The organism is Paenibacillus sp. RC84, from assembly GCF_041260495.1.
Classification (GTDB): domain Bacteria; phylum Bacillota; class Bacilli; order Paenibacillales; family NBRC-103111; genus Paenibacillus_F.
Window position 1 is genome coordinate 38,911 of sequence record NZ_JBGBYL010000012.1, and the last position, 21,750, is coordinate 60,660.

Here is a 21,750-nt window from a genome sequence, read left to right on the forward strand (position 1 = left end):
TTCAACTGCGCCGCCAAGAGGACCTGTCAGGAAGGGTCCGGCACGGTGGAGTGTTTTTCCACATAACGATCGCACGCAACTTTGTTGCCTTCTTCCAAAATAACCACTTTGGGCACGTAGTCCGCCGCCGTTTCCTCGCTCATTAACGCGTAGGAAATAATGATGACGACATCGCCCGGCTGCACAAGCCTTGCCGCCGCCCCGTTCAGGCAGACGCATCCCGATCCCCTGGGACCCGTTATCGTATACGTCTCCATCCGAGATCCGTTGTTAAGGTTCACGATCTGAACCTTTTCATTGGGCAGAAGGTCCGCAAGCTCCATCAGATCTTCGTCGATCGTGATGCTTCCTACATAGTTCAGATTGGCCTCCGTAACGGTGGCCCGGTGGAGCTTGGATTTCATCATCGTTCTGAACATGCCCCGCGTCCCCTTTCCTCGTTCTTTACTGGCCTTCGCCGTAAGCCTTGATGCGGCGGTACATCGTTTTGTCTTTGAGCTTCACGAAATGAGACATGGCCGGATACAAATTCCCTTCGAAAATCCAAACATTTCCGCGCTTGTCCAGCCCGATATCAATACCGTAGATGACCTGCCTCGGAAAATGTTCCGTCAGCGTCTTCGCGCATGCAAGAGCGACCCCATCGATCCGTTCCTGCAGCGCTTTCCGGGACAGCCTGTGAAGCGAAGAGCGGCCGAGCGCTTCGTCCAGAAGCAGGAGCTTGCCTTTTCTGGATGTGTTCGAAACGAAATAGCCGCTGCCCACGACTTTCGCCACGCGCCCGGTAACAATCCAGCGGCGCGAATTTTTTTTCCGCTGAACGATAATACGCAGATCGAAAGCCCTCTCTCCGACCGTCGCCCGGTCGATACTCTGCTGGACGATATAGCTTTGAGAACCGATTTGCTTACTCAGAAAAGCGTAAGTCTTCCTCCTGCCCGCCAGCTTGATCCTGCGGTTTTCATGCTGCACTTCGTACCGGCCGTCGGGCAGGCACGACACATGGAAAATGCCCTGCCCCTGCATCCCGCCAACGGGTTTGACAACGACCCGGCCGTACCGCTCCGACATTTCCCCGAAGGAACGTTCCGACATCGGACTCGTTGCAGGCAGATGAGGGACAAGCCCGGCGGCATTTCTCATAAACTTGTATTTGGACCACTTGTTAAACCTCGCGCGAACCGCCATGCTTTCGGCCACCTTTCCGATCCGGATAGACTTTCTTTCATAGACCGCTCCTTATATATATGAGAGCGGGTACCGGATGGAAAAGGCGTCTGTTCTAGCGGCCGCTGTGCAGCCGACCCTATTTTTCAAAGATCGGGAAAGAGCCTTCAAGTGATAGGGCAAAATAGTTTCTTATCCGTTTCAAAGCCTGAACGGCTTCCGTAAACTAAAGTAATGTTTTTCAGGTGGGGACAGCGAAGCGGAACTCCTCTATAGAAAGAGAGAACGTATGAAGAAATTTTTTGCCAATTTGTGAAAAAGGATGGATAACGGTGAGTCATTATCAAGTCATATGGAACGGGCCCGTGCTGGGCGACAACGGAATCGGAACTGCCGGCCGTGAATATGTGCTTGCGCTGCACCGGTTGGGCGTTCATGTCAAAGTAATCCCCGCGCGCAGGCGTTCGTCCCTCTCCACCCCATCCAAAAGGCTCATGCTTGCCTTGGCCCGCAGGCCTCTGGTCCGGAAGAAGCCGAAAGTGCTGGTTTACCATCGCCTGCCGCATACTCTGAATATCGCGCAAGCGAGAAAAAAGTACGACTATCTCATCTTGAATGCGGTCTGGGAGACGACGAAAATCCCCCGGAACTGGCTCCCGAACATCAACCGGTTCGACGCCGTTTGCGTGCCGTCCGTGCAGAACAGAATCGCCATGAGAAGAAGCGGGGTCCGCGTCCCCGTATACATCGTTCCGCACGGAGTGGATTCCCGCGCGTTTAATCCCCGGAACAAGAAGCTGGCCGTGACAAAAAAGGGCGCCTTCCTGTTCGTCTCCGTCTTCACCTTCCAGCACCGCAAAAATCCCGAAACCCTGCTCAGGGCTTTCTGGGAGGAATTTTCCGCCAGGGACCGCGCGGCGCTGCTGATCAAAACGAGCGGATTCAGCTCGAAAGAATCGGGCGCATGGATCCGCGGCCGCATCGCGGCCTACAAAAAAAAGCTGGGAATCCGGCACAAGACGGCCCCCCTTCATCTCCTGACCGGCTCGACCAACCCCCGTACGGTGCGGGGAGTCTATACCGCAGGCGATGCGTTCGTACTTCCCACGCGCGGAGAAGGCGTCGGCCTGCCGTTCCTGGAATCGCTGGCCAGCGGAACTCCGGTCATCGCGACAGGCTGGGGCGGTCACATGGATTTTGTGACAAGGGCCAATTCCTTTCTCGTCCCGTATAAGCTGAAACCGCCCGCAGCCGGTATGAAGAAAGCGATCTCCCGCTCCTTCCGCCACTTGTTTGCCCAGAAGGGGCAGCTTTGGGCGGAGCCGGATCTCGGCTCTCTGAAAAAACAAATGAGACGCGCTTACGAACACCCCGGGTTATGCAGGCGGAAGGGGCTCCGGGGGCGCAGGGATATGAGCCGGTGGACATGGACGCGCGCCGGACACGCGATGAAAAGAGCCATCGAGAAGACGATCGCCTCCAAAAGGCGGCGTTGAGGCCGGGATGGCGTATGGATGCTTGGGAAACGCATGATTATTGAGGGAAAACAGTTATGTAAACGATAAACGACAAGCGGAGCAACTTATGAACAGCAATCATTAACATAAGTTCCACTGGTAGAGAACGACTGTGGAACAAAATAAGGAGCAGCTTGCCGGTGGCATCTGCTCCTTATTTGTTAAGCTGACGGCAACAATGCCGATACAATTTGTTCCTCAGCTTAACCAGCTTTATGGTACTATTTGATGAGGTTGAGAATGGTCCGACCGGTTATTCTCTTCAGCTTTCTCACCCATTAAAATATAAAATTCTATAAGGAGCAAAAATGAGATTAAATAAAACTCCAAAGTTAGAATTAACCGTTCAAGAACGGCAAGGACTCAGAAAAAACAAAATACTTTTAAGTGATATTCACAAAATATCAGTGAATGACCTATGTTTAATCATGAAGGTATCGGAATTAAGAGCCAAAGAATTAAAGGCAGCGTCCGAATTTCAAAGTGTGCCTTCAATTGGACCGGCATTTGCAAAAGATTTAATTAAACTGGGTTACTATGAATTGCAGGAGCTGAAAGAAAAAGATGGTGCAAGTTTATTCAAAAAATTGGAAGAGTTATATATGGAGAGAATAGATCCATGTGTAGAGGATCAATTTAGATTTATTGTATTTTATGCTAATAATCCTGGCAGCGACAAGCAATGGTGGGATTTTACTGAGGAAAGGAAAAATTACAGAAGTGCTTTTGGATATGCCGACAGGCCGGATTAAATAACGGGAAACATTAGTTTAATTAACCGTGTCAGGCGTGCCCCGGCAAAAAGCCTCGTGCAGCAGCAAAAGAAGTTCCGGATTCGAAAACGAACCGGAACATTTTTTTATGGGCGGATTCACTCGTCCTGCAAAAAAAGCATCCTGCCGGAAATTTCCGGCAGGGTGCCGCAGCTCGGAGCGGCAAACGATTACTGCTCCGAAACGATATAAGCCTGATACTGATCGGCGGTCATAAGCCCGTCCAAGGCTTCTTTGCCGGAAATGTCGATTTCGGCCACCCAGCCTGCGCCGTAAGGGTCCGTATTCACCAGCTCCGGAGATTCTTCCAGAGTATCGTTGATTCGGGCGACCGTTCCGATAACGGGACTAATCAGGTCGGAGACCGTTTTGACCGATTCCACACTGCCCAGCATGTCGTCGGCTTTGACGGAAGCGCCCGTTTTCGGCAGTTCGACGAATACAATGTCGCCAAGCTGCTCTTGTGCAAAAGGGGTCATGCCTACACGGATTTTCGTATCGGAAAGCACTTCGACCCATTCGTGTTCTTTGGAGTATAACAATCCGGATTTTACTTCGCTCACGTTATTACCGCCTCACTTTTGACTGCCGTTAATAAATTTAGCTTACCCGAATGAAAACGGCGAAGTCAAGCCGGGAGCGGGCAAAGTTCTTTCCTTGTATTGACAGCTTATTTAAAGGGTGATACTATCCTGATAAATTCCTACTTTTCTGATTGGAATAAATAAATTTAAGGAAGGGGTTCATTCCATGAACGCATCTATACGGCTTAACGCGACCCGGTTCGGCTCTCTCCTTGCCGCAGGCGCTCTGCTTCTAACGGTGTGGTCAGGCCCGGCTTACGGACAAGGAGCGAGTGTTCCGGCAGCTGCCGCTCTCCGGACGGCGGAGCAAACCACCCTTATATCCGAGGAATACCGGCAGTTCTTGAAAGACCAGTTCGGCTATACATTGCCGTCCGCACCGACAAAGGGCGACTTTGTTAAGGCTCTGGCCGCTGTTCTTAACCTGGAGCCGTCAGACAAACCGAATCCTTTTCAGGACATTAAGGAAAGCAGTCCCTATTACAAATCCGCTCTGGCGTTGTACGAAAAAGGAATCCTCACCCAAGACCGGCTCGATGGCGATCAGCCCCTTACACAGAGCACTGCCGTGTACATGGCCGTGAAAGCAGCCGGTTTAAAAGAGCTCGCCTACACCTATCCCGCCGAGAAAGCGGCACGTTCGCTCGCCAAGCTTCATGCGGACGATGAAATCCCGCAGCTGACGCCGCAGGCCGCCCAGGAACTCGCCGCAGCCGCGGATACGGAGCTTCTGCCCGCCGGACTGCATGGCGCTTTTCAGCGTAACGAGCCTGCCCCCGCCTCTTACGCGGAAATTTTGCTCGGACGCGTGCTGGAACTGCAGGGCCTGTACAAGCATGAGCTGGGCCGGGTCTCCGATCCCGACATACTCCGCAAGGTACGCGACGCATGGAATGTCCAGAACCTGATCCAGCAGCCCGATCTGCAAACCATCGTGGACAAAGCGCTGCAAGCCGATCTGATTACCGGCTACAACGTAAAAGACGACCGGTATACGCCTCACTTTGACAGCGCGCGTTCCCTTACATACGGACACAGCGAAATTGACCACGCCCTTCAGCTCATCGGACTCCTACGCAGTGAAAATATCGATGCCCGCGTCCAACTGGAGCCGAAAACCTCCGCTTTTATTTACTTGAAAGAATGGGGCGAGCCCGTTCAAACCGACGATTACAAAGTTGTGCAGATCGACAACGGGAACTACATAGCCTATGCCAAGGAGTATGACCTTTCATTCGAGTTCGCGACAGCCGGGCAAAAAGACCGGTTCCAGGAAATCGTCCTGAAATACGCCAAGAAGAACAGTGAAGACCAGAGCGGCCTTATTGCTCATTCTTGGTGGCAGCCGCTGTATTATTCCCGGACCGAGCTGCCGGATTACAAAGTCATTGCCAACAATAAAATCACTAAGGGCCACTACTATGCCCAAACCTTTTCCCTGGCCGACAAGCCTGAAGCCATTGCGGAGGGCATCCGCAAAATCAGCCCGGCTACCAAGGTTGAGTCTTACCGGTTTTGGGTCGACGAGCCTTTTTACAACTATTTGATCGGGGAATATAAGTAAAAAGATATCCGTATACACCCCTAAGTCTATCTGTAAAAACAGAACCTTCAGAGGGAGAAAGGCGGCGAGCCCATTCTCCTTCCGAGGGTTTTTGTGCTGAAAAAAAACTCTCTGCCGCAAGACAGAGAGCCTCGAAAAGAAAGCGAACGCGGGTTAATCCAATTTTTCTACCGTGATCTGGGCGTTCGTTCCCGTACCGCTGAGCGTTAACGTCAAACCGGACACGGAAACCGTAAGGCTTCCCGTCGTTACCGCCTGGAAGAGCAGATCGCCTGTCAATACGCCTCCCGCCAATGCCAGTGAAAATACCGTGGCACTCGGCTGCGGCACTGCCGTCCCGCTGAAACTTGCGGCCACCGAAGACAGCAGACTGAGCGTTCCCGTATAGATGAGAAAACTTACCCGGTAATAGCCCGGTTCGTTGATCAGAAAAGTCGTCGTCGGCGCAGCCGGACTGAACGTAATAGCCGTGCCGTATTGGACGCCGGCCGTGTTGAACGGGACCAGTCCCCCTGCGGTGACCGATGTCCCTCCCGTATTTCTCCGGCTGGCAAACGAGGTGAGGCCGGTTCCCGCTGCGCCATCGGCGCCTGTGGCACCAGTCGGTCCGGTCGCTCCTGTTGCTCCATCAGCTCCGGTCGCTCCTGTTGCTCCGGTTGCACCCGTGGCTCCATCAGCTCCCGTTGCTCCTGTGGCTCCATCAGCCCCGGTGTCTCCTGTGGCTCCGTCGGCTCCGGTGGCACCTGTCGCTCCATCGGCTCCCGTTGTTCCTGTAGCACCAGTTGGCCCGGTCGCACCCGTGGCTCCGTCGGCTCCCGTTGCTCCTGTGGCTCCATCAGCTCCGGTTGCTCCTGTGGCTCCGTCGGCTCCGGTCGCACCCGTGGCTCCATCGGCCCCAGTTGCTCCTGTCGGCCCGGTTGCTCCTGTCGCTCCAGTTGGCCCGGTCGCACCCGTGGCTCCATCGGCCCCGGTCGCACCTGTCGCTCCGTCGGCTCCCGTTGCTCCTGTCGCTCCATCAGCTCCCGTTGCACCCGTCGCTCCATCAGCTCCGGTCGAACCTGTCGCTCCATCGGCTCCCGTTGCTCCTGTAGCTCCATCAGCTCCGGTGGCACCTGTCGCTCCATCGGCTCCCGTTGCTCCTGTAGCACCAGTTGGCCCGGTCGCTCCTGTGGCTCCATCGGCCCCAGTTGCTCCTGTCGCTCCAGTCGGCCCGGTCGCTCCTGTGGCTCCGTCGGCTCCGGTGGCACCTGTCACTCCGTCGGCTCCTGTTGCTCCTGTCGCTCCATCGGCCCCGGTTGCACCTGTGGCTCCGTCAGCTCCGGTCGCTCCTGTCGCTCCATCGGCTCCCGTTGCTCCTGTGGCTCCATCAGCCCCCGTTGCTCCTGTCGCTCCATCAGCCCCCGTTGCTCCTGTCGCTCCGTCGGCTCCAGTTGCTCCTGTCACTCCATCGGCTCCGGTTGCTCCTGTGGCTCCATCGGCTCCGGTCGCTCCTGTGACTCCGTCAGCTCCCGTGGCACCTGTTGCTCCGTTAGCTCCCGTGGCACCTGTCGCTCCATCGGCCCCAGTTGCTCCTGTCGCTCCAGTCGGCCCGGTCGCTCCATCAGCTCCGGTCGCTCCTGTCACTCCATCTGCCCCAGTTGCTCCTGTCGCTCCAGTCGGCCCGGTTGCTCCTGTGGCTCCATCAGCTCCTGTCGCTCCGTCTGCTCCGGTCGCACCTGTCACTCCATCGGCTCCCGTGGCACCTGTCGCTCCGTCAGCCCCCGTTGCTCCTGTCGCTCCATCAGCTCCGGTTGCTCCTGTGGCTCCGTCGGCTCCCGTTGCACCTGTCGCTCCATCAACTCCGGTCGCTCCTGTCACTCCGTCGGCTCCTGGTGCTCCTGTAGCTCCATCAGCCCCGGTTGCTCCTGTAGTTCCATCAGCCCCGGTTGCTCCTGTAGTTCCATCAGCCCCGGTTGCTCCTGTGGTTCCATCAGCCCCGGTTGCACCTGTCGCTCCAGTCGGTCCGGTCGCACCTGTCACTCCATCGGCTCCTGTTACACCTGTCACTCCGTCGGCTCCCGTTGCTCCTGTGGCCCCATCGGCTCCGGTCGCTCCTGTGACTCCGTCAGCTCCCGTTGCACCTGTTGCTCCATCGGCTCCCGTTGCACCTGTCGCTCCATCTGCTCCAGTCGCACCTGTCGCTCCGTCGGCTCCTGTTGCACCTGTCGCTCCAGTAGGCCCGGTCGCACCTGTAGCTCCATCAGCTCCCGTTGCACCCGTCGCTCCATCGGCTCCCGTTGCACCTGTCACTCCATCGACCCCAGTTGCTCCTGTCGCTCCAGTCGGCCCGGTCGCACCTGTGGCTCCATCGGCCCCGGTTGCACCTGTGGCTCCATCGGCCCCGGTTGCACCCGTCGCTCCGTCGGCTCCCGTTGCTCCTGTCGCTCCAGTAGGCCCGGTCGCACCCGTCGCTCCATCGGCTCCCGTTGCACCTGTCGCTCCGTCAGCTCCCGTTGCTCCTGTAGCTCCATCAGCTCCGGTCGCACCTGTTGCTCCGTCAGCTCCGGTTGCACCAGTCGCTCCGTCGGCTCCCGTGGCACCCGTCGCTCCATCGGCCCCCGTTGCTCCTGTCGCTCCATCAGCTCCGGTTGCACCCGTGGCTCCGTCGGCTCCCGTTGCTCCTGTCGCTCCATCAGCCCCGGTAGCACCAGTCCCCCCTGTCGGCCCAGCCGCACCTGTAGGACCTGTCGCCCCTACAGCTCCCGTGGCTCCCGTACTTCCAGACGGGCCAGTCGGACCGGTCGGACCCGCGGGGCCTGTTGCCCCTGTCGCACCCGTGACGCCCGATGCGCTTGCATTCATGACAACCACTTCGTCCAGCAGCACGTTCGATGAATTTTGCAATGGCGAAAGAGTCACCAGCAAAGAGGCATAAGCCGCATTCGCAGGCACCACACCGGTCACCTCATATAGCATTTTCCAGGATCCGGTTGCCACATCGGGAAGGGTTCCCTGCTGGATCGTGGTAGCTACTCCGTTCGAAATGAACAAATACGAGGAATCGTAGTAAGCCAGCGTTACGTTAACTTGCGGACTCGTACCGGTGCCGGTTTTGGCAAAAGAAGCGGACACCGCATAACTTTCTCCCGGCAAAGCGAAAACCGCCTGAACGATCCCCGCTCCTACATTTCCACCGGTCAATAGGCAAGCATTTGCGCCGACCTTGGGATTTGTACTCACCGCAACGGCATTATAGGCTCCCCAGGCATCCATGCTTCCCAGCTCGAAGCCGCCGTTTTGAATCAAATTGTTAAATAAAACGGTCATAACCTCACCTCCTCTATTAATCTATGAACTGCGAACGTAGTTGGTTTGTAGAGTTATCCTGTGTAAAAAAATTCGGGCTCACGCCAAACCGTCTTCTTCACCCAACGGCACGAAATGCTTTTCGGGGCAAAAGGTTTTAACCTTCTCGACGATGAGGCTCGGATTGTAACCCGTTTTTTCCAGTTCGATCGCAGAAACTTCCAAATTCCATTTATTCCGGAATATTTCCGCATTGTAGAGGCCTTGTTCGTTCCAGGCGAGTCCGTTAGCCGTAAAAGTCGCGTGACCGTGATGATGCACGTAAACGTCGCAGGCAGCCCACAAAATTTTTCCGCTGAGCCGGGCACGAAGGCAAAAATCGTCATCTTCATACCCGCCGGGGTAAAATCGCTCATCGAATCCTCCGATGGTTTCAATCAGTTTTTTATGAAATAGCATGCAAAAACCGATCAGCCGGTGCGGATAAAATCCCATGCCTATGTTTTGCTCTCTCCACTTGCGCGCAAACTGCTGCATCTCGTCCATGGTCTGATAAGGGTCCGGCTGAATCCGCTGAATCGGCGCCACATTGCAGGAAACAGGTCCGACGATGCCGATGGTCCGGTCCCAATCGAGCCAGCCGCGCAGCCCTTCCAGCCAATTTTCCGTAACGACGACGTCGTTGTTCAGGAGCAGCAGGTAGTCTCCCTTGGACGCCCGGATTCCCTGGTTGCAGCCCCCGGCAAAGCCTTTATTCACAGAGTTGGCAAGCACGGTAGCATTCCGGACCGTTGATAAATAAGCCAAAGTCCCGTCGGTCGATCCGTTATCCACAAAAATAAATTCGTACGGCAAAGACGTGTACTTTTGCACGCTTTCCACACAAGCCCGGGTATGCTTCAGCCCGTTCCGGGTCAATATAATAATCGAAGTTAAAGCTCCCATTCTCTCACTCCTTTTTCGGATTCCTGCTAGAATATGTGCGTGGATAAGAGACAGTTTGGGTCTTGAAAAAAACAAACATCCGTACAAAAAAGAGCTTCCGAAAAGAAGCCCTCTTTTTAACCCGAAAATAGTTTCGGCCGGTTTTGATAAACTGTAACTATTATGGTAACTTAGCTAAGAGACCAAAGATCCCTCAAGGGAATAAAGGAGAGACACTCATGGAGCTTAAGAACAAAACGGCCATCATTACCGGGGCCGGCAAAGGAATCGGCAAAGCGGCCGCCGCCGCGCTTGCCAAAGAAGGCGTTAACCTCGGTCTTCTGGCCAGAAGCACAGCGGACCTGGAAGCCCTTAAGAAAGAGCTTTCCGGCACTTACGGAGTCGACGTTTTCTATGCTTCCGCCGATATTTCGAAACCGTCCGAAGTACAGCAGGCTATCTCCTCCCTAACCGGAGAGCTAGGCCATGTCGATATTCTGATCAACAATGCGGGAATCGCCCAATTCGGCACGGTGGCGGATATGGACCCCGAGCAGTGGGAGCGCATTATTCAGGTCAACCTCATGGGAACCTACTATGTGACGCGTGCCGTCCTGCCGGGCATGATCCAGCAAAACAGCGGAACTATCATTAATGTGGCTTCTACGGCCGGAGAACGCGGTTTTGCGACCGGATCGGCTTACTGCGCCTCCAAATTCGGGGTTCTCGGTCTGACCGAGTCGCTTATGCAGGAAGTCCGCAAATCCAACATCCGTGTCACGGCGCTTACGCCAAGCACCGTCAATACCGATTTGGCGAGCAATGCGGGCCTCAAAATCGGCGACGAAGACCGGATGATGCAGCCGGAAGACGTAGCGGAGCTCATTACCGCCACGCTGAAGCTTCCTCCGCGCGTATTCATCAAGACTGCCGGAATCTGGACAACCAATCCTCAGTAACGGCCGGTTTTAAGGCCTTTCCGGAAGTTCGACCGGGCAGCTCCCAAAAGCGGAATCCGCAGCAAAACCTCTTCCGTTCCAAAACGGAGGAGGTTTTTTGGTTTATTTTCTCGTATTAAAAAAATATCGGGAAGGTTAACTATATGTAGGGTCAACAATTTAGTCCCGAAAATTTCTAGAGTTTATTTGGACGTGGTTGATTTAGGGAGGGGGATTTAAATGAGCGCAGCGGACGTAGACGTGAAAACATTCTTTTTCAAAGAAGACGGCGCGATTCCGAACCACCCCCGTTTGCCCGTGCTTCTATACAAGGGGGTTTTCTCGGAAAATGCGGAGCAGACGGAGAGGCTGTTTAACCGGCATAACTGGCTGAACAGCTGGACCAACGGGGTGTTCGATTACCATCATTACCACAGCAACGCGCATGAGGTGCTTGGCGTCATTAGCGGAAGCGCGGTAGTCCGGCTCGGCGGCGAGCATGGAGAGCAGGTAGAGCTGAGGACCGGCGATGTGGTCGTGCTGCCTGCCGGCACCGGGCACAAAAAACTGTCGGGTAGCCCCGACTTCAAGATCGTTGGGGCCTATCCGGGCGGCATGGAGCCCGATCTTCACAAAGAGAGCGAGAGCGTAACCCCCGCCACCCGGGAAAAGATCGGCAGCGTTCCCGTGCCGGACACCGATCCGGTTTTCGGTGAAGAGGGGCCGCTCCTCCGCTTGTGGACATAAAAAGAACGGACCGGGCATGGAGATGCCGGTCCGTTCTTTTTATGGGTGGTATGCGCATGTGCGGTTCCGGCTGGATTGCGGGAGTGTCGCAGACGCCGTTAGCGACGCGCTGGCGGTACTCCGTCAGCTATTCCCGCCCGGAGTACGAGCGGCTTGGACGGTGACCGCAGAGCGGGCAGGCCTTGGACTCGCGCTTCGGGTCCGCCGGGCATCCCACCCCCGCCGCGGGCTCCAGGCCAGCGCCCTCAACGGCTGGCCGTGCGTACGGCCGCTTCCCGGCGGCCCGCCGTCATCGGCGCCCCGCACAGCGGGCAGGCCTTGGCCGGCGCACCGGATGCCTTGCCCGCGGCGGGTTCGCCGGCGGCGATCCGCACCCAGGCGTTGCAGCCCGGCCCGGTGCAGAGCCACGCGGGCACCGTCTCCGTGCGTACCGGCCCGGCCGGTGCGCTTCGCTCCGGTGCCCTGCCGGACGCCGGTGCGGTGCGGCTCACGGCCGTCACCGTCCGCTTGCCGGAGGCCGGCTGCGCGCGGCGGCCGGAAGCCGGCGAATCGCCGCTCCGCCCCGTAAAGGCGGACACGACGAACCGCGAGACGCCCGCCTTTCTTCCCCGGTACAGGGAAGGCGAGCTTACGATGAGCTCCTCGCGGGCCCGGGTCACGGCCACGTAGGCGAGGCGCCGTTCCTCTTCGAGATCGGCGGCGCTGTCCGCTGCTTTCGGGTCCAGTACGGAGCTGTGTGGCAGACTGCCCTCGCACGCTCCGATCAGGACGACCACCGGAAACTCCAATCCTTTGGACCGGTGAATGGTCATCAACGCGACCCGATTGCCCTGCTCCTCGGAGAGATGGCGGCCGCTCTGCCTGCTCCGGGACAACACATCGTCCACGAACAGGACGAACTCGGCCGTGGTGCGGAATCGTTCCGCCGACGTTTCCAGCTCGTCCAGCATCTCTTTGAGCATCTCCTTGTGCTGGGTCGGCTGCTTCCGCCCGTCCGTCTCGACGTAGGCGTCGTAGAAATGCACGCGCATTTTGCGGATCGCGTCTAACGGCTTCAGCTTTTTCAGCTCCCGGATCAGTTCCAGCCTAGTCTGGATCTTCTCTATCTGGAAATCCTTCTTGTCCGGCATGGACAGCAAATGGACCAGCGGCCCTTTCTTCGGCTGCCGGGCCTCCTGCTGGCGGATATACGCCATCCCGTGCTCCCGGTTGATGTACAGAGAAGGCAGCACCCCTTCCATCGCCTCGAAGTCGCGGCGGTTCAAAGACAGGCGCATATGATCCAGAACGGGCTTAATGAGCCAATGCTCGTACAGCAGCTGCCCGTCACCATAGTCGATGTAGGGGATTTCCCGCAGAACGAGCTGCTCCAACAGAGCGCGGTTGTTGCTTGCGGAGCGGTAGAGCACGGCGAAATCCCCGTAACTCCGCCTCCCCTGCTCCACATCCCGCCGGATACGCGAGAGGACGATTTCCGCCTCCTCGTCGGTCGTCAGCGGGCGGATATACTGGGGCCGGGCACTGCCTGCGTTCGCGGCTTTCAGCGTCTTCACCCGCCGCATCTTGTTGTGCCGGATGATTTCGTTCCCGAGCCCGACGATGGATGCCCCCGAGCGGTAATTAATCGCGAGCGTGATCACCTTGGCGGGCGGGAACTCTTTTTCAAAATGGAGAATAAATTCGCTCCGCGCCCCGTTAAACGAATAAATCGTCTGATCGTCATCCCCCACCACCATCAAATGATTCTGCGGCGACGCAATCATGCGGATAAGCTCGTACTGGATGCCGTTCGTGTCCTGAAACTCGTCCACCATGACATACTGGAAACGATTTTGAAGCGAGCGCAGCAGACTCTCGTTCTCCTTCAGCATACGGTATGCCCGGAGAAGCACGTCGTCGAAGTCGATTTTGGCGTTGGCCCGCTTCCACTCTTCATAGCGGATCAGAATGCTCCGGATTTCTTTTTCTTCCTTCGTTTGCTGCGGCAGGTCCTGAAGCTCCGTCCGGTTCATTTTATAGGAGGAAAGCAGCGTCAGAAGCGTTTCGGGCTGATACGTATCGGGAATGCCCAGCTCCCGCATAATCTGCTTGAGCAAGATGTGCTGCCTGCGCGTCTCGTTAAAAATCTCTTCTTGGACGCCCTGGCTCCTTATGACCCGCAGAAAAAAAGAGTGAAACGTCCGCGCTTGAAGCCGAGAAGCTTCCTGGGCCGTTATTCCCGGCAGTGCGGCGATGCGTTCTCTCATTTCGGCTGCGGCTTTGCTGGAAAAAGTGACAAGTAAAATGCTCGCCGCCCGGATTTGCCGCACCGCGAGCAAATACCCCGTCCGGCAGACGAGCACGGACGTTTTACCCGAGCCGGCGCCCGCCAGCGTCAGCAGCGGTCCTTCGAAGTGTCTCACCGCCCGGATCTGCGGCTCGTTCAGGGCTATGCCCTGTGCCTCCAGGCGGCGGAAGTAAAAAGCGTCCCGGTCTCCGTCGGGGACCAGTTCCCTGCTTGTATGTGCGGAAGCCATGACGGCTTGCGGAATGTTCGTGTGACCCGTACCCGGAGGCACGGTGTAAAAAGGGGCCTGACTCAAAACCGTTCACCTTCAAATTCTGTCTTTTTTGTCCTCTAAGCTGCTCTGTGCAAGCGTTGTTGCAAAGCTCTTCTAGAACTATACCATTCCGCGGGCGATGAGAATACACTCCGATAACAATTTGTAACATAACTGCAATCCAGTTTTCATCTTCCTTTAATATAAAAGCTCTATACTAAAACTCGACCCCCTTTTAATAAATAAATCTTAAGACCCGCAGCCCGTTGCTGTGGGTCTCTTTCTTTTTAAAACTGGATCGCCTATCCATTTTTTTCGTTCCTACGGCAACAATTCGGCGGGGCTCCCCGAACAGTATAAAGGACGAGCCGGAATCGAGTCGGCCCCTGTCACTCCCCTGCAGCCGCCGATAAGCGTGGGCGGAAGCTTTTGATGACCATCGTAGGCCCTTAAGTCCCTATCGCACGTACACAAAACGTGGTCATAAAAACAAGAGGAGGTTTTCCTTTAACCATGAAAAAAATGCCTATATTATTATCTGCCGCCGCATGCGCCATCGGCCTTGTCAGCGCGGCCCCTTCGGCCTCGGCCATGTCCCTGGCCACGGGAACCCAGAGCGAGCACGTTCTGAATCTTCAGGAGCGGCTTGACGCGCTCGGTTACTTCGACGCGGGCGTCACCGGCTACTACGGAATGAAAACCGCGGAGTCCGTGAAAAAATTCCAGCGCGCTTACGGCCTTCCCGTCGACGGCGAAGCCGACTCGAAGACCCTCGGCAAGCTGGAAAAAGCGGCCGTGCCGAAGCAGAACGCTCTGGAGCAGATGGCGCGCATCATTTATTCCGAGGCCCGAGGCGAGTCCTACCAGGGGCAGGTTGCGATCGGCGCCGTCGTCATCAACCGCGTACAGTCCAACCAGTTCCCGGATTCCATTCCGGGCGTCATTCACCAGCCGGGACAGTTTTCAGCCGTCCGTGACGGCCAGTACGGGCTGAAGCCTAACGAAACGGCTTACAAAGCGGCACGCGCCGCCTTGAACGGCTCCGACCCGACCGGGGGCGCACTGTTTTACTACAATCCGGACGTCGCCACTTCGTCCTGGAGCAAGTCGCGTCCGAAAACGGCCGTGATCGGGAACCACGTCTTCACGAACTGATCGAGCTTTAATCCTACAGGGCATCACCTACACAGGTCCCCGCACGCTAAAAAGCCAACTTTGCCCCGACCACGCAAAGTTGGCTCTTTCCTTTATATCCGGCTTTACTGCATGGGCAGCCAGCTCACTTTCCAAATGCCCGCTTTGTGGCGGGTCAGGCTGAACGCTTGTTTGTCCTCCGGTGAACCGGAGCCCCGCTTCGTCATGACAATATAGGCAGAATCCCCGCTGATTTCCTGGTACAGCGTGTAGTCCTTCCGCAAGGCGTCCCATTTCTGTTTCGCCTGTTTATCCGCATCCGGTTCCCTGCCGATATCGGCCAGGTATTTCTCCCAGCTCGGCGTCGCGTAATCGCTGCCCTTTATCAGAAGGGCATAAACCGTTTCCCAGTCCCCTTTTTCCGAAGCCAGGATATAATAGCGGAAAATATCGATCGGCTCCAGACCTTTGAGCAGGTCGTCGGTTCGGGTTTTGGCGAAGTTTCCGTAGCGGTCCACCATTTCTTCCTGGGTGAAGTACCACTGAGGGTCTGTGTCTTCCTTGCGGTCCAGCCCCAGGAACGGATTCGGGAGAAAATCCGATTTATTGATTTTTGCCGTATAAGTGCTTTGAGAACGGATCATGTAAAGCCCGTCCGTCTCCCCTTCGATCACAACTCTTGCGCCCGGGACCAGGTAGGCCGCCGTATCGGAGGGGGACAAAGCCTCGACCCTTTTTTTGAGTAATCCTTCTTGTGCAACGGAAGAATCATAGACTCCCACGTTCTCTTTGGGCACCCACTTATCCCCCGCATATTCGCGGCCGTCATAGGAGAATACATTTACGCAAACCCAATCCCTGTAGTCTCTTATGACTTGAACCACTCTGCCGTACTTCAAAACGCCACCGGAAGGCTTCGGTTCTCCGGGATACAGCGAAAAGTTGACACCCTGCACAATAACACCGTAATAGGGCGCCGTCATCGTCACGACGGGCCTTTCCCTCAAAAATTGGCTCAGCCGCACTTCCTTAAGCCGCTTGTCCGCGTCTTTGTTCAAATACCATTCCGGAATCCAGCGCTTCTCGCCGATTTTTACGAACCCGTTCCGCTTCTCCAGAACCGTAATGGGGTTCTCGGAATTTACTGTCGCATCCGTTTCCTCATCGCCGAAAGCCTCCGGCTCGGACACGGCTGTCGCGTCTCCTTTGAGATAGAACGGCCCCGTTTCCTGCTGCAAAGGAGGAATTGTCGCCTGCGGCGGCTCCGTCGGCTTCACAATTCCGGGCCATGCCTTGGTTACAGCGGGGACCAACTCTCCGTGGAACAGGAACGCCGCTGCCGCCAGGCACAAAAGCACAGCCGCCAGTACGGGCAGCGTTCTCCTTCTTTTGCGGATAACCAGCTTCCGTATACGGCCGCCCGGTGCGGATTCCGCCGCCTTTTGCTCGATGCTGTAGATATCGTCCATTGTGAAGGTTTTTCTTGTAAAAGGTCCCGATTTCAGCTTGTCGTACCATTCCGGCTTAGGCCCGTTCATAAGCAGATTCCTCCTTCCATGCTTCCGACATTTTTTTGCGGGCCCGCGACAGCCGTGATTTCACGGTTCCCTCCGACACGCCGAGCACCAGGGCGATTTCCCCCATCGTCATCTCGTATTTGGCATCCAGCACGAGCACTTCCCTGAATTTGGTGGGAAGCTTCATCACGATTTCCCAGATCTCGTCCGTGAAAGCCGCCTCCATCACTTCGCTCTCCGCCGACGGATGGCTGCTCCCGGGCCGCGCGCGGCCGACCAGAATCACTCTGCGCATGAAAGCCGTCCGCATATGGTTGCGCGCCGTATTCCGGGTTATCGCGAACAGCCACGTTTTGACGGAAGCTTTCCCTTCGAACGTATTCAGGTGGCGGAAGACACTCAAAAAAACATCCTGCGAAATATCATCCGCCATTTCCCTGCGTCCGGTCAGAAAGAAGGCGTAGTTCCACACGTCCTGTCCGTAATCCAGCATCAACGTCCGAAAATGTTCTTTTGCCGGTTTTCTTTTTCCCTCTTCGTTTCCCTGCTGAGCCCCCAACGCCTTCACCCCCACCCAATTAGACAACAGAAACGGCGGAACCGTTCCCGATCCGGAAAGTTTATTTGAAAAAGTCCTGATCGTTCGGACCCGCGCAGCTTCACAGTGCCCGGTGTGACGCTGCGTAACGATGGTCACCCCTATACAGCTTGACCGTTCCTATCCGCCGAACCGCAAAAAAAGCCGCCGGGAGGCAGCCGTTTCAGTCAGATCCGTTTTCAAGAGGAACGGCCTGCGTGCCGTCTTCCGTCCAGGTTCTGTAAGCGTCTATGTTGGCTTCGGAATCGTCGCTCGCATCCGACGTTTTGTAATAACGGGCTGAATAGGCATACTCCGCGTCCGCCTTATTGTCATCCGTATTGAGGAGTAAATGGAATTCGGAAATTTCCAGTTTCCAGTTCACACTGCGGGCAATTTCCCGCATATGCCCGGGCGTGACGAACGCCTTCACGGCGGCCATCACGGCAGCATGCGTTTCCGGGTCCGGCTCCCCTTTCCAGTCCACTCTGCAGGTTACATCAGGCCGGGTAAACGTACAGTAGAGCCCTTTATACCCTTTCAGGTTCTTCTTCATCGACTTGGCGGCAGCCCGGATGGTATCCGTTTCCACGCTGTGGGTCACACTGCATGCGGACAGCGCCGCGACAAGCGGCAGCACAAAAGCGCTCTGCTTTATAAAAGCCCGCTTTTTCAGCGAATTTTTCCCGGGAATCGGCGGGACAACATCCCGTTCGGTCCGTTCTATCCGTTCGTCCATATTCGGCCCCCTGCGTCTTTTAACTTCCGGTTCCGCCACACTTGGCCCTCCGGCACTCACCGCTGTTTTGCGGCCGTCCTTCCCGGTTTTTGAAGCTCCCTTATATTTCCTGCTAAAAGTACGATCTTACCAAGTTTTCGCCTATAATAGAACTAACTGTAACACCCCGATCAACATTTATCTTATGCTCTGAAAAAAAGGAGATTACGCCCATGAATTCCGTTATCGATCTGCTGACCCGGCACCGCTCTATCCGCAAGTTCAAACCCGATCCGATTCCCGGGGACCAACTGCAAGCGATTGTCGCTTCCGCACAATTGGCCTCGACTTCAAGCAGCGTTCAGGCCTACACCATCATTGCCGCCACCGATCCCGCGCTGAAAAAAGAACTGGCCCGGCTCGCCGGCAATCAGGCCTACGTCGAGCAGTGCGGACTCTTTCTTGTGTTCTGCGCCGACCTGAACCGGCTCCGCAAAGCAACCGAGCAGTCCGGCGAAGTGTTCCACCAGAACACCGAAAGCTTCCTCGTCGCCTCGATGGACGCAGCGCTGGCCGCGCAGAATGCCGCAATTGCGGCCGAATCTCTCGGCCTGGGCATCTGCTACATCGGAGGCATCCGCAACAACCCGGATGGCGTCGCCGAAGCGCTGAAGCTTCCGGAGCTCGTCTACCCGGTGTTCGGAATGTGCGTAGGCGTGCCGGACCAGGAGCCTTCCCTCCGTCCCCGGCTTCCCCAAACGGCCGTTCTGCACGAGAACGGCTATCAGAGCGAACGCTCGGACGAAGGCGTCCGCCAGTACGACGAGACGACGCGGAAATATTACGAGGAACGGACCGGAGGCAAGCAGAGCATCACCTGGTCCCGGAGTATGGCGGACAAGTACCGCCAGCCGGTACGCGCTCATTTGAAGCCGTTTCTGGAGAAACAGGGGTTTAAGCTGGAATAGTTCCGTACTCTGAATAAACAAAAGACCCCTTCTTTTGGGGTCTTCATGCCGCTGGGCATGACCTTATTTGGCCCGGTGAACTGTCAAGTTGACCCGGTTGGTCTCACACATGAAGGTGGAGCGGTGAACCGGCTCATCGTTCGCGTCGAAAGCAATTTTTAAGATCCGGAACAGATTCGCCCCGATATCACATTCAAGCAGCTTCGCGTAATCTTTGGTCGCCCCAATGACATCGATGATCTTATCGTTGCTTACAATCTCGGTATGATAGTCCTCCGACAGAATCTTGTAGGTCGATTCGTTCATCGCAATCTTCTTCTCCAGATCGGGGAACCGGGTGAGTGAATAGTGGGCAATATCATAGAAAAGAGGGCGGTCATCCACGTACATCAGCCGCTCAAGCTCCAGTACGGGACTGCCTTCCTCAATCTGAAGATGCCCGGCCACCTCCTCCGAGGCCTGAATGACCTCACTCCGGAGAATCCGGGAGTTCGGGATCATGCCGAGCTGATGGCTGAACTCCGAGAATCCGCTTACAGATAACAGCTCGTTGTGGAACTTGTTCGAGGCCACAAAGGTGCCTCTGCGGGGGATCCGCGTCAGCGTGCCGTCCCGCACCAATTCCTCGATCGCTTTCCTGATCGTAATCCGGCTTACATTATACGTATCACAGAGCTCCGCCTCGGTTGGAATCTGTTCATCCGGTTTATATCTTCCGTGCTGGATATCATTCTTCAACATTTGCCGGATCTGCATATACAGCGGCTGGGGGGTTGAAGGATTTAAATTCATCGTTCATTCATCCTTATCCATCAATGATTATATATTACATATTATACATTGATGGCCTACTCCAGTCACCATGCCCCGAAATATCCTATGGTCTTCGCCGCCGTCGATGCGCCCTGCTCCAGGCAAGCCTCAATCGAGAGCCCCTTCAATCGGCCGTAGATGAACCCGGCAATGAACGAATCCCCCGCGCCCATCGTATCCACCACATTCACTTTTCCAACGCCGCACGTATAGAACCGCTCCCCGTCATAGGCCAGTGAACCGTTCTCTCCCAGAGTAGCGACGGCGATCTGAGATCCTCTCTGCTTCACTTCGGTCAGAAGCCCCCGGATATAGTCATCGTCCTGGGTATAAGAGAAGAACGGATAATCCACGTGAGGCGTTAAGGTCTGCACAAGCTCATCGCTGAGCTGGTCTGAAAAATCAAAGGAGGTCACCAGACCCTTTTCCTTAAACGCAGCAAAATACTTATCGGCATGCCCCCATATGCCCGAATGTACAAGCTGATTATTTCCGGCAAAGCTAATTTCCTCCGGAGTAAGAGAGAACTGCGCCATAACCCCTTCGTCATAATCGCCGAACTTGCGATCATTGCCGATCATCTCGACCTGAGTTACCGCTGTTTTTCCTTCCTTTTTGGATATTCGGGAAGTATCCACGCCCTTGTCCTTAATAGCCTGGATCATAATCTCCCCATACATGTCAGTGCCTACCCAGCCTATATAAGCGGTCTGTGCACCCAGTTCCGTTAAATAAACGGCCACATTCACCGGATTGCCTCCCGGATAGGCTTTGCCGCTGGCCTGATAAACATCCATGCAATTATCTCCGACTGTAACGATTCTCATCTTGCTCCCGCCTTCCCTGCGATTAAAAGAGGAGCACTACGAAGTAGTGCTCACGGCATTTTAATATTCCATTTGACGATAGTATCTTCTAAGCGTTAACGGATGGTTTCTCTCGCGCTCCAGGTGGACGCTGATGCGGCTGAGCACGGACCAGTTGATATTGACGGAAAAGTGTTTTCTGAACTCTTCGCTGATGCCTTCCATTTTGAATTCCTTGGTATCAATAAGGGTCAATTTCTTCGTGATCTTCTCGGCAAAACGTTCCACGCGATCCATCAGCGGCCGGGTTTCGTCTTCACCTTTTAGCAGAATCACGCTGGTATCCTCAACCACCAGCTCAAGTGTGCCGTGGAAGAATTCCGCCGCGTGGATCGATTTCGCGTGAATCCACTGCATCTCTTCCAGAATGCACATCGCGTAAGAGTACGTATTCCCCCATAGATTTCCGGAGCCCACCATCATGTGGTAGTCCGTATCCTTATGCTCTTTCGCGAAGGCTTCCGCTTTCGGATCGAAGGTCTTGACCGCATTCAGAATCGCACGCGGCAGCAGGGAGACTTCCTTGACGAACTGATCGTATTGAGGGAACTCGTTATTGTTATACATGAAGCGGAACACGACCATGTGCAACAGCATGAAGAACGTATCGAAGGAATGTTTCTCCGAGCCCGTAGTGATGCAGTGATCCACGATTTTCGTTAGCGGCGTATCCGGTTCGGCCACAAGCGCGATGGTAGTTGCTCCGCGTTCCTTACAGAACTCGGCTGCGGCCACAGTCTCCTGAGTAGTCCCGGATACCGAGGTGAAGATACATACGGAATCTTTACTGAAATGGCGGTTGTTCATCACCATGAACTCAGCGGCGATCTCCGCATGCACGTCAATCGTCGAGTTCGATTTCAAAATATATTCATAAGGATACATCATGGCGATCGTACCGCCCGCACCGATCAGAAAAATGTTGCTGTACCCTTTCTTGCAAATTCCGTCCACAATCTCTTCAACCTGCCCTCTAAAGGCAAGGCCCTCTTGTTCCACAAGCTTAAGGAATAACTGTTCATCAAAGTTCAACATGTTCGTTCCCTCCCCATATTGGAGGCGGTCTCCAATATGATCCAATTTTATTTGTTATGTCTTGTATTATAAAACAACATTAC

The 21,750-nt window shown here is 55.5% G+C and carries 19 protein-coding genes; 7 read left to right on the plus strand and 12 right to left on the minus strand.

What is annotated here, in order from left to right; translation table 11 throughout:
* Nucleotides 1-26 precede the first annotated feature (26 nt).
* Nucleotides 27-419, minus strand: a complete 393-nt coding sequence (panD, locus tag ABH899_RS24910; protein WP_370001343.1) for an aspartate 1-decarboxylase — start codon at nucleotides 417-419, stop codon at nucleotides 27-29.
* Between the two features lie 25 nt (nucleotides 420-444).
* On the minus strand, nucleotides 445-1,188 hold the full coding sequence (locus ABH899_RS24915) for a YheC/YheD family protein (protein ID WP_370001344.1): 744 nt from the start codon (nucleotides 1,186-1,188) through the stop codon (nucleotides 445-447).
* A gap of 311 nt (nucleotides 1,189-1,499) precedes the next feature.
* Here ABH899_RS24915 and ABH899_RS24920 point away from each other — a divergent pair, with 311 nt between their 5' ends.
* A complete protein-coding gene (locus tag ABH899_RS24920; protein ID WP_370001345.1) occupies nucleotides 1,500-2,663 on the plus strand; it encodes a glycosyltransferase family 4 protein in 1,164 nt (387 codons plus the stop codon).
* A 329-nt stretch (nucleotides 2,664-2,992) separates the two neighbouring features.
* The gene (locus ABH899_RS24925; RefSeq protein ID WP_370001346.1) at nucleotides 2,993-3,436 is read left to right on the plus strand and encodes a helix-hairpin-helix domain-containing protein; all 444 of its coding nucleotides are present in this window, start codon (nucleotides 2,993-2,995) and stop codon (nucleotides 3,434-3,436) included.
* A 191-nt stretch (nucleotides 3,437-3,627) separates the two neighbouring features.
* On the opposite strand, the gene gcvH is transcribed toward ABH899_RS24925, so the two are convergent.
* Nucleotides 3,628-4,020, minus strand: coding sequence for a glycine cleavage system protein GcvH (gcvH, locus tag ABH899_RS24930; protein WP_009673270.1), 393 nt, complete (start codon nucleotides 4,018-4,020; stop codon nucleotides 3,628-3,630).
* Between the two features lie 187 nt (nucleotides 4,021-4,207).
* On the opposite strand from gcvH, the gene ABH899_RS24935 reads away from it, so the two are divergent.
* Complete coding sequence (locus ABH899_RS24935; RefSeq protein WP_370001347.1) at nucleotides 4,208-5,605, plus strand: hypothetical protein; 1,398 nt, start codon at nucleotides 4,208-4,210, stop codon at nucleotides 5,603-5,605.
* Nucleotides 5,606-5,758: 153 nt separating this feature from the next.
* Here ABH899_RS24935 and ABH899_RS24940 read toward each other — a convergent pair whose 3' ends face one another.
* Together ABH899_RS24940 and ABH899_RS24945 are read right to left on the minus strand one after the other, a co-directional pair.
* Complete coding sequence (locus ABH899_RS24940; RefSeq protein ID WP_370001348.1) at nucleotides 5,759-8,911, minus strand: NTTRR-F1 domain; 3,153 nt, start codon at nucleotides 8,909-8,911, stop codon at nucleotides 5,759-5,761.
* A 78-nt stretch (nucleotides 8,912-8,989) separates the two neighbouring features.
* Nucleotides 8,990-9,835, minus strand: coding sequence for a glycosyltransferase family 2 protein (locus tag ABH899_RS24945; protein ID WP_370001349.1), 846 nt, complete (start codon nucleotides 9,833-9,835; stop codon nucleotides 8,990-8,992).
* Between the two features lie 218 nt (nucleotides 9,836-10,053).
* On the opposite strand from ABH899_RS24945, the gene ABH899_RS24950 reads away from it, so the two are divergent.
* Together ABH899_RS24950 and ABH899_RS24955 are read left to right on the plus strand one after the other, a co-directional pair.
* Nucleotides 10,054-10,773, plus strand: coding sequence for a 3-ketoacyl-ACP reductase (locus ABH899_RS24950; RefSeq protein ID WP_370001350.1), 720 nt, complete (start codon nucleotides 10,054-10,056; stop codon nucleotides 10,771-10,773).
* Between the two features lie 219 nt (nucleotides 10,774-10,992).
* Nucleotides 10,993-11,499 (plus strand): cupin domain-containing protein, encoded by a 507-nt coding sequence (locus tag ABH899_RS24955; RefSeq protein ID WP_218231448.1) that lies wholly within the window; start codon nucleotides 10,993-10,995, stop codon nucleotides 11,497-11,499.
* Nucleotides 11,500-11,744: 245 nt separating this feature from the next.
* On the opposite strand, the gene ABH899_RS24960 is transcribed toward ABH899_RS24955, so the two are convergent.
* Nucleotides 11,745-14,081, minus strand: coding sequence for an ATP-dependent helicase (locus tag ABH899_RS24960; RefSeq protein WP_370001351.1), 2,337 nt, complete (start codon nucleotides 14,079-14,081; stop codon nucleotides 11,745-11,747).
* Between the two features lie 471 nt (nucleotides 14,082-14,552).
* Between ABH899_RS24960 and ABH899_RS24965 the strand changes: the two genes are divergently transcribed.
* Complete coding sequence (locus ABH899_RS24965) at nucleotides 14,553-15,194, plus strand: cell wall hydrolase (RefSeq protein ID WP_370001352.1); 642 nt, start codon at nucleotides 14,553-14,555, stop codon at nucleotides 15,192-15,194.
* Between the two features lie 104 nt (nucleotides 15,195-15,298).
* On the opposite strand, the gene ABH899_RS24970 is transcribed toward ABH899_RS24965, so the two are convergent.
* The 3 genes from ABH899_RS24970 to ABH899_RS24980 form a co-directional block, all read right to left on the minus strand.
* Complete coding sequence (locus ABH899_RS24970) at nucleotides 15,299-16,711, minus strand: SH3 domain-containing protein (protein ID WP_370001353.1); 1,413 nt, start codon at nucleotides 16,709-16,711, stop codon at nucleotides 15,299-15,301.
* Nucleotides 16,698-17,249: an RNA polymerase sigma factor gene (locus ABH899_RS24975; protein WP_370001354.1), complete on the minus strand. Its 552-nt coding sequence runs from the start codon at nucleotides 17,247-17,249 to the stop codon at nucleotides 16,698-16,700. The genes ABH899_RS24970 and ABH899_RS24975 overlap by 14 nt, the downstream gene beginning before the upstream one ends.
* Before the next feature lie 202 nt (nucleotides 17,250-17,451).
* A complete protein-coding gene (locus tag ABH899_RS24980; RefSeq protein WP_370001355.1) occupies nucleotides 17,452-18,006 on the minus strand; it encodes a hypothetical protein in 555 nt (184 codons plus the stop codon).
* A gap of 212 nt (nucleotides 18,007-18,218) precedes the next feature.
* On the opposite strand from ABH899_RS24980, the gene nfsA reads away from it, so the two are divergent.
* Nucleotides 18,219-18,953, plus strand: coding sequence for an oxygen-insensitive NADPH nitroreductase (gene nfsA, locus ABH899_RS24985; RefSeq protein ID WP_370001356.1), 735 nt, complete (start codon nucleotides 18,219-18,221; stop codon nucleotides 18,951-18,953).
* 63 nt (nucleotides 18,954-19,016) lie between these two features.
* On the opposite strand, the gene ABH899_RS24990 is transcribed toward nfsA, so the two are convergent.
* The 3 genes from ABH899_RS24990 to ABH899_RS25000 form a co-directional block, all read right to left on the minus strand.
* Nucleotides 19,017-19,745 (minus strand): GntR family transcriptional regulator, encoded by a 729-nt coding sequence (locus tag ABH899_RS24990; protein ID WP_009671286.1) that lies wholly within the window; start codon nucleotides 19,743-19,745, stop codon nucleotides 19,017-19,019.
* A gap of 65 nt (nucleotides 19,746-19,810) precedes the next feature.
* Nucleotides 19,811-20,593 (minus strand): fructoselysine 6-kinase, encoded by a 783-nt coding sequence (gene frlD, locus ABH899_RS24995; RefSeq protein ID WP_370001357.1) that lies wholly within the window; start codon nucleotides 20,591-20,593, stop codon nucleotides 19,811-19,813.
* A 60-nt stretch (nucleotides 20,594-20,653) separates the two neighbouring features.
* Complete coding sequence (locus ABH899_RS25000) at nucleotides 20,654-21,667, minus strand: SIS domain-containing protein (RefSeq protein ID WP_370001358.1); 1,014 nt, start codon at nucleotides 21,665-21,667, stop codon at nucleotides 20,654-20,656.
* Nucleotides 21,668-21,750: the final 83 nt, after the last annotated feature.

What these genes read in the sequence shown, in the direction of transcription:
- panD (WP_370001343.1), bottom strand. Translation starts at nt 419, where the DNA reads ATGTTCAGAACGATGATGAAATCCAAGCTCCACCGGGCCACCGTTACG.
- ABH899_RS24915 (WP_370001344.1), bottom strand. Translation starts at nt 1,188, where the DNA reads ATGGCGGTTCGCGCGAGGTTTAACAAGTGGTCCAAATACAAGTTTATG.
- ABH899_RS24925 (WP_370001346.1), top strand. Translation starts at nt 2,993, where the DNA reads ATGAGATTAAATAAAACTCCAAAGTTAGAATTAACCGTTCAAGAACGG.
- ABH899_RS24935 (WP_370001347.1), top strand. Translation starts at nt 4,208, where the DNA reads ATGAACGCATCTATACGGCTTAACGCGACCCGGTTCGGCTCTCTCCTT.
- ABH899_RS24940 (WP_370001348.1), bottom strand. Translation starts at nt 8,911, where the DNA reads ATGACCGTTTTATTTAACAATTTGATTCAAAACGGCGGCTTCGAGCTG.
- ABH899_RS24945 (WP_370001349.1), bottom strand. Translation starts at nt 9,835, where the DNA reads ATGGGAGCTTTAACTTCGATTATTATATTGACCCGGAACGGGCTGAAG.
- ABH899_RS24950 (WP_370001350.1), top strand. Translation starts at nt 10,054, where the DNA reads ATGGAGCTTAAGAACAAAACGGCCATCATTACCGGGGCCGGCAAAGGA.
- ABH899_RS24955 (WP_218231448.1), top strand. Translation starts at nt 10,993, where the DNA reads ATGAGCGCAGCGGACGTAGACGTGAAAACATTCTTTTTCAAAGAAGAC.
- ABH899_RS24965 (WP_370001352.1), top strand. Translation starts at nt 14,553, where the DNA reads ATGAAAAAAATGCCTATATTATTATCTGCCGCCGCATGCGCCATCGGC.
- ABH899_RS24970 (WP_370001353.1), bottom strand. Translation starts at nt 16,711, where the DNA reads ATGAACGGGCCTAAGCCGGAATGGTACGACAAGCTGAAATCGGGACCT.
- ABH899_RS24980 (WP_370001355.1), bottom strand. Translation starts at nt 18,006, where the DNA reads ATGGACGAACGGATAGAACGGACCGAACGGGATGTTGTCCCGCCGATT.
- nfsA (WP_370001356.1), top strand. Translation starts at nt 18,219, where the DNA reads ATGAATTCCGTTATCGATCTGCTGACCCGGCACCGCTCTATCCGCAAG.
- ABH899_RS24990 (WP_009671286.1), bottom strand. Translation starts at nt 19,745, where the DNA reads ATGAATTTAAATCCTTCAACCCCCCAGCCGCTGTATATGCAGATCCGG.
- frlD (WP_370001357.1), bottom strand. Translation starts at nt 20,593, where the DNA reads ATGAGAATCGTTACAGTCGGAGATAATTGCATGGATGTTTATCAGGCC.
- ABH899_RS25000 (WP_370001358.1), bottom strand. Translation starts at nt 21,667, where the DNA reads ATGTTGAACTTTGATGAACAGTTATTCCTTAAGCTTGTGGAACAAGAG.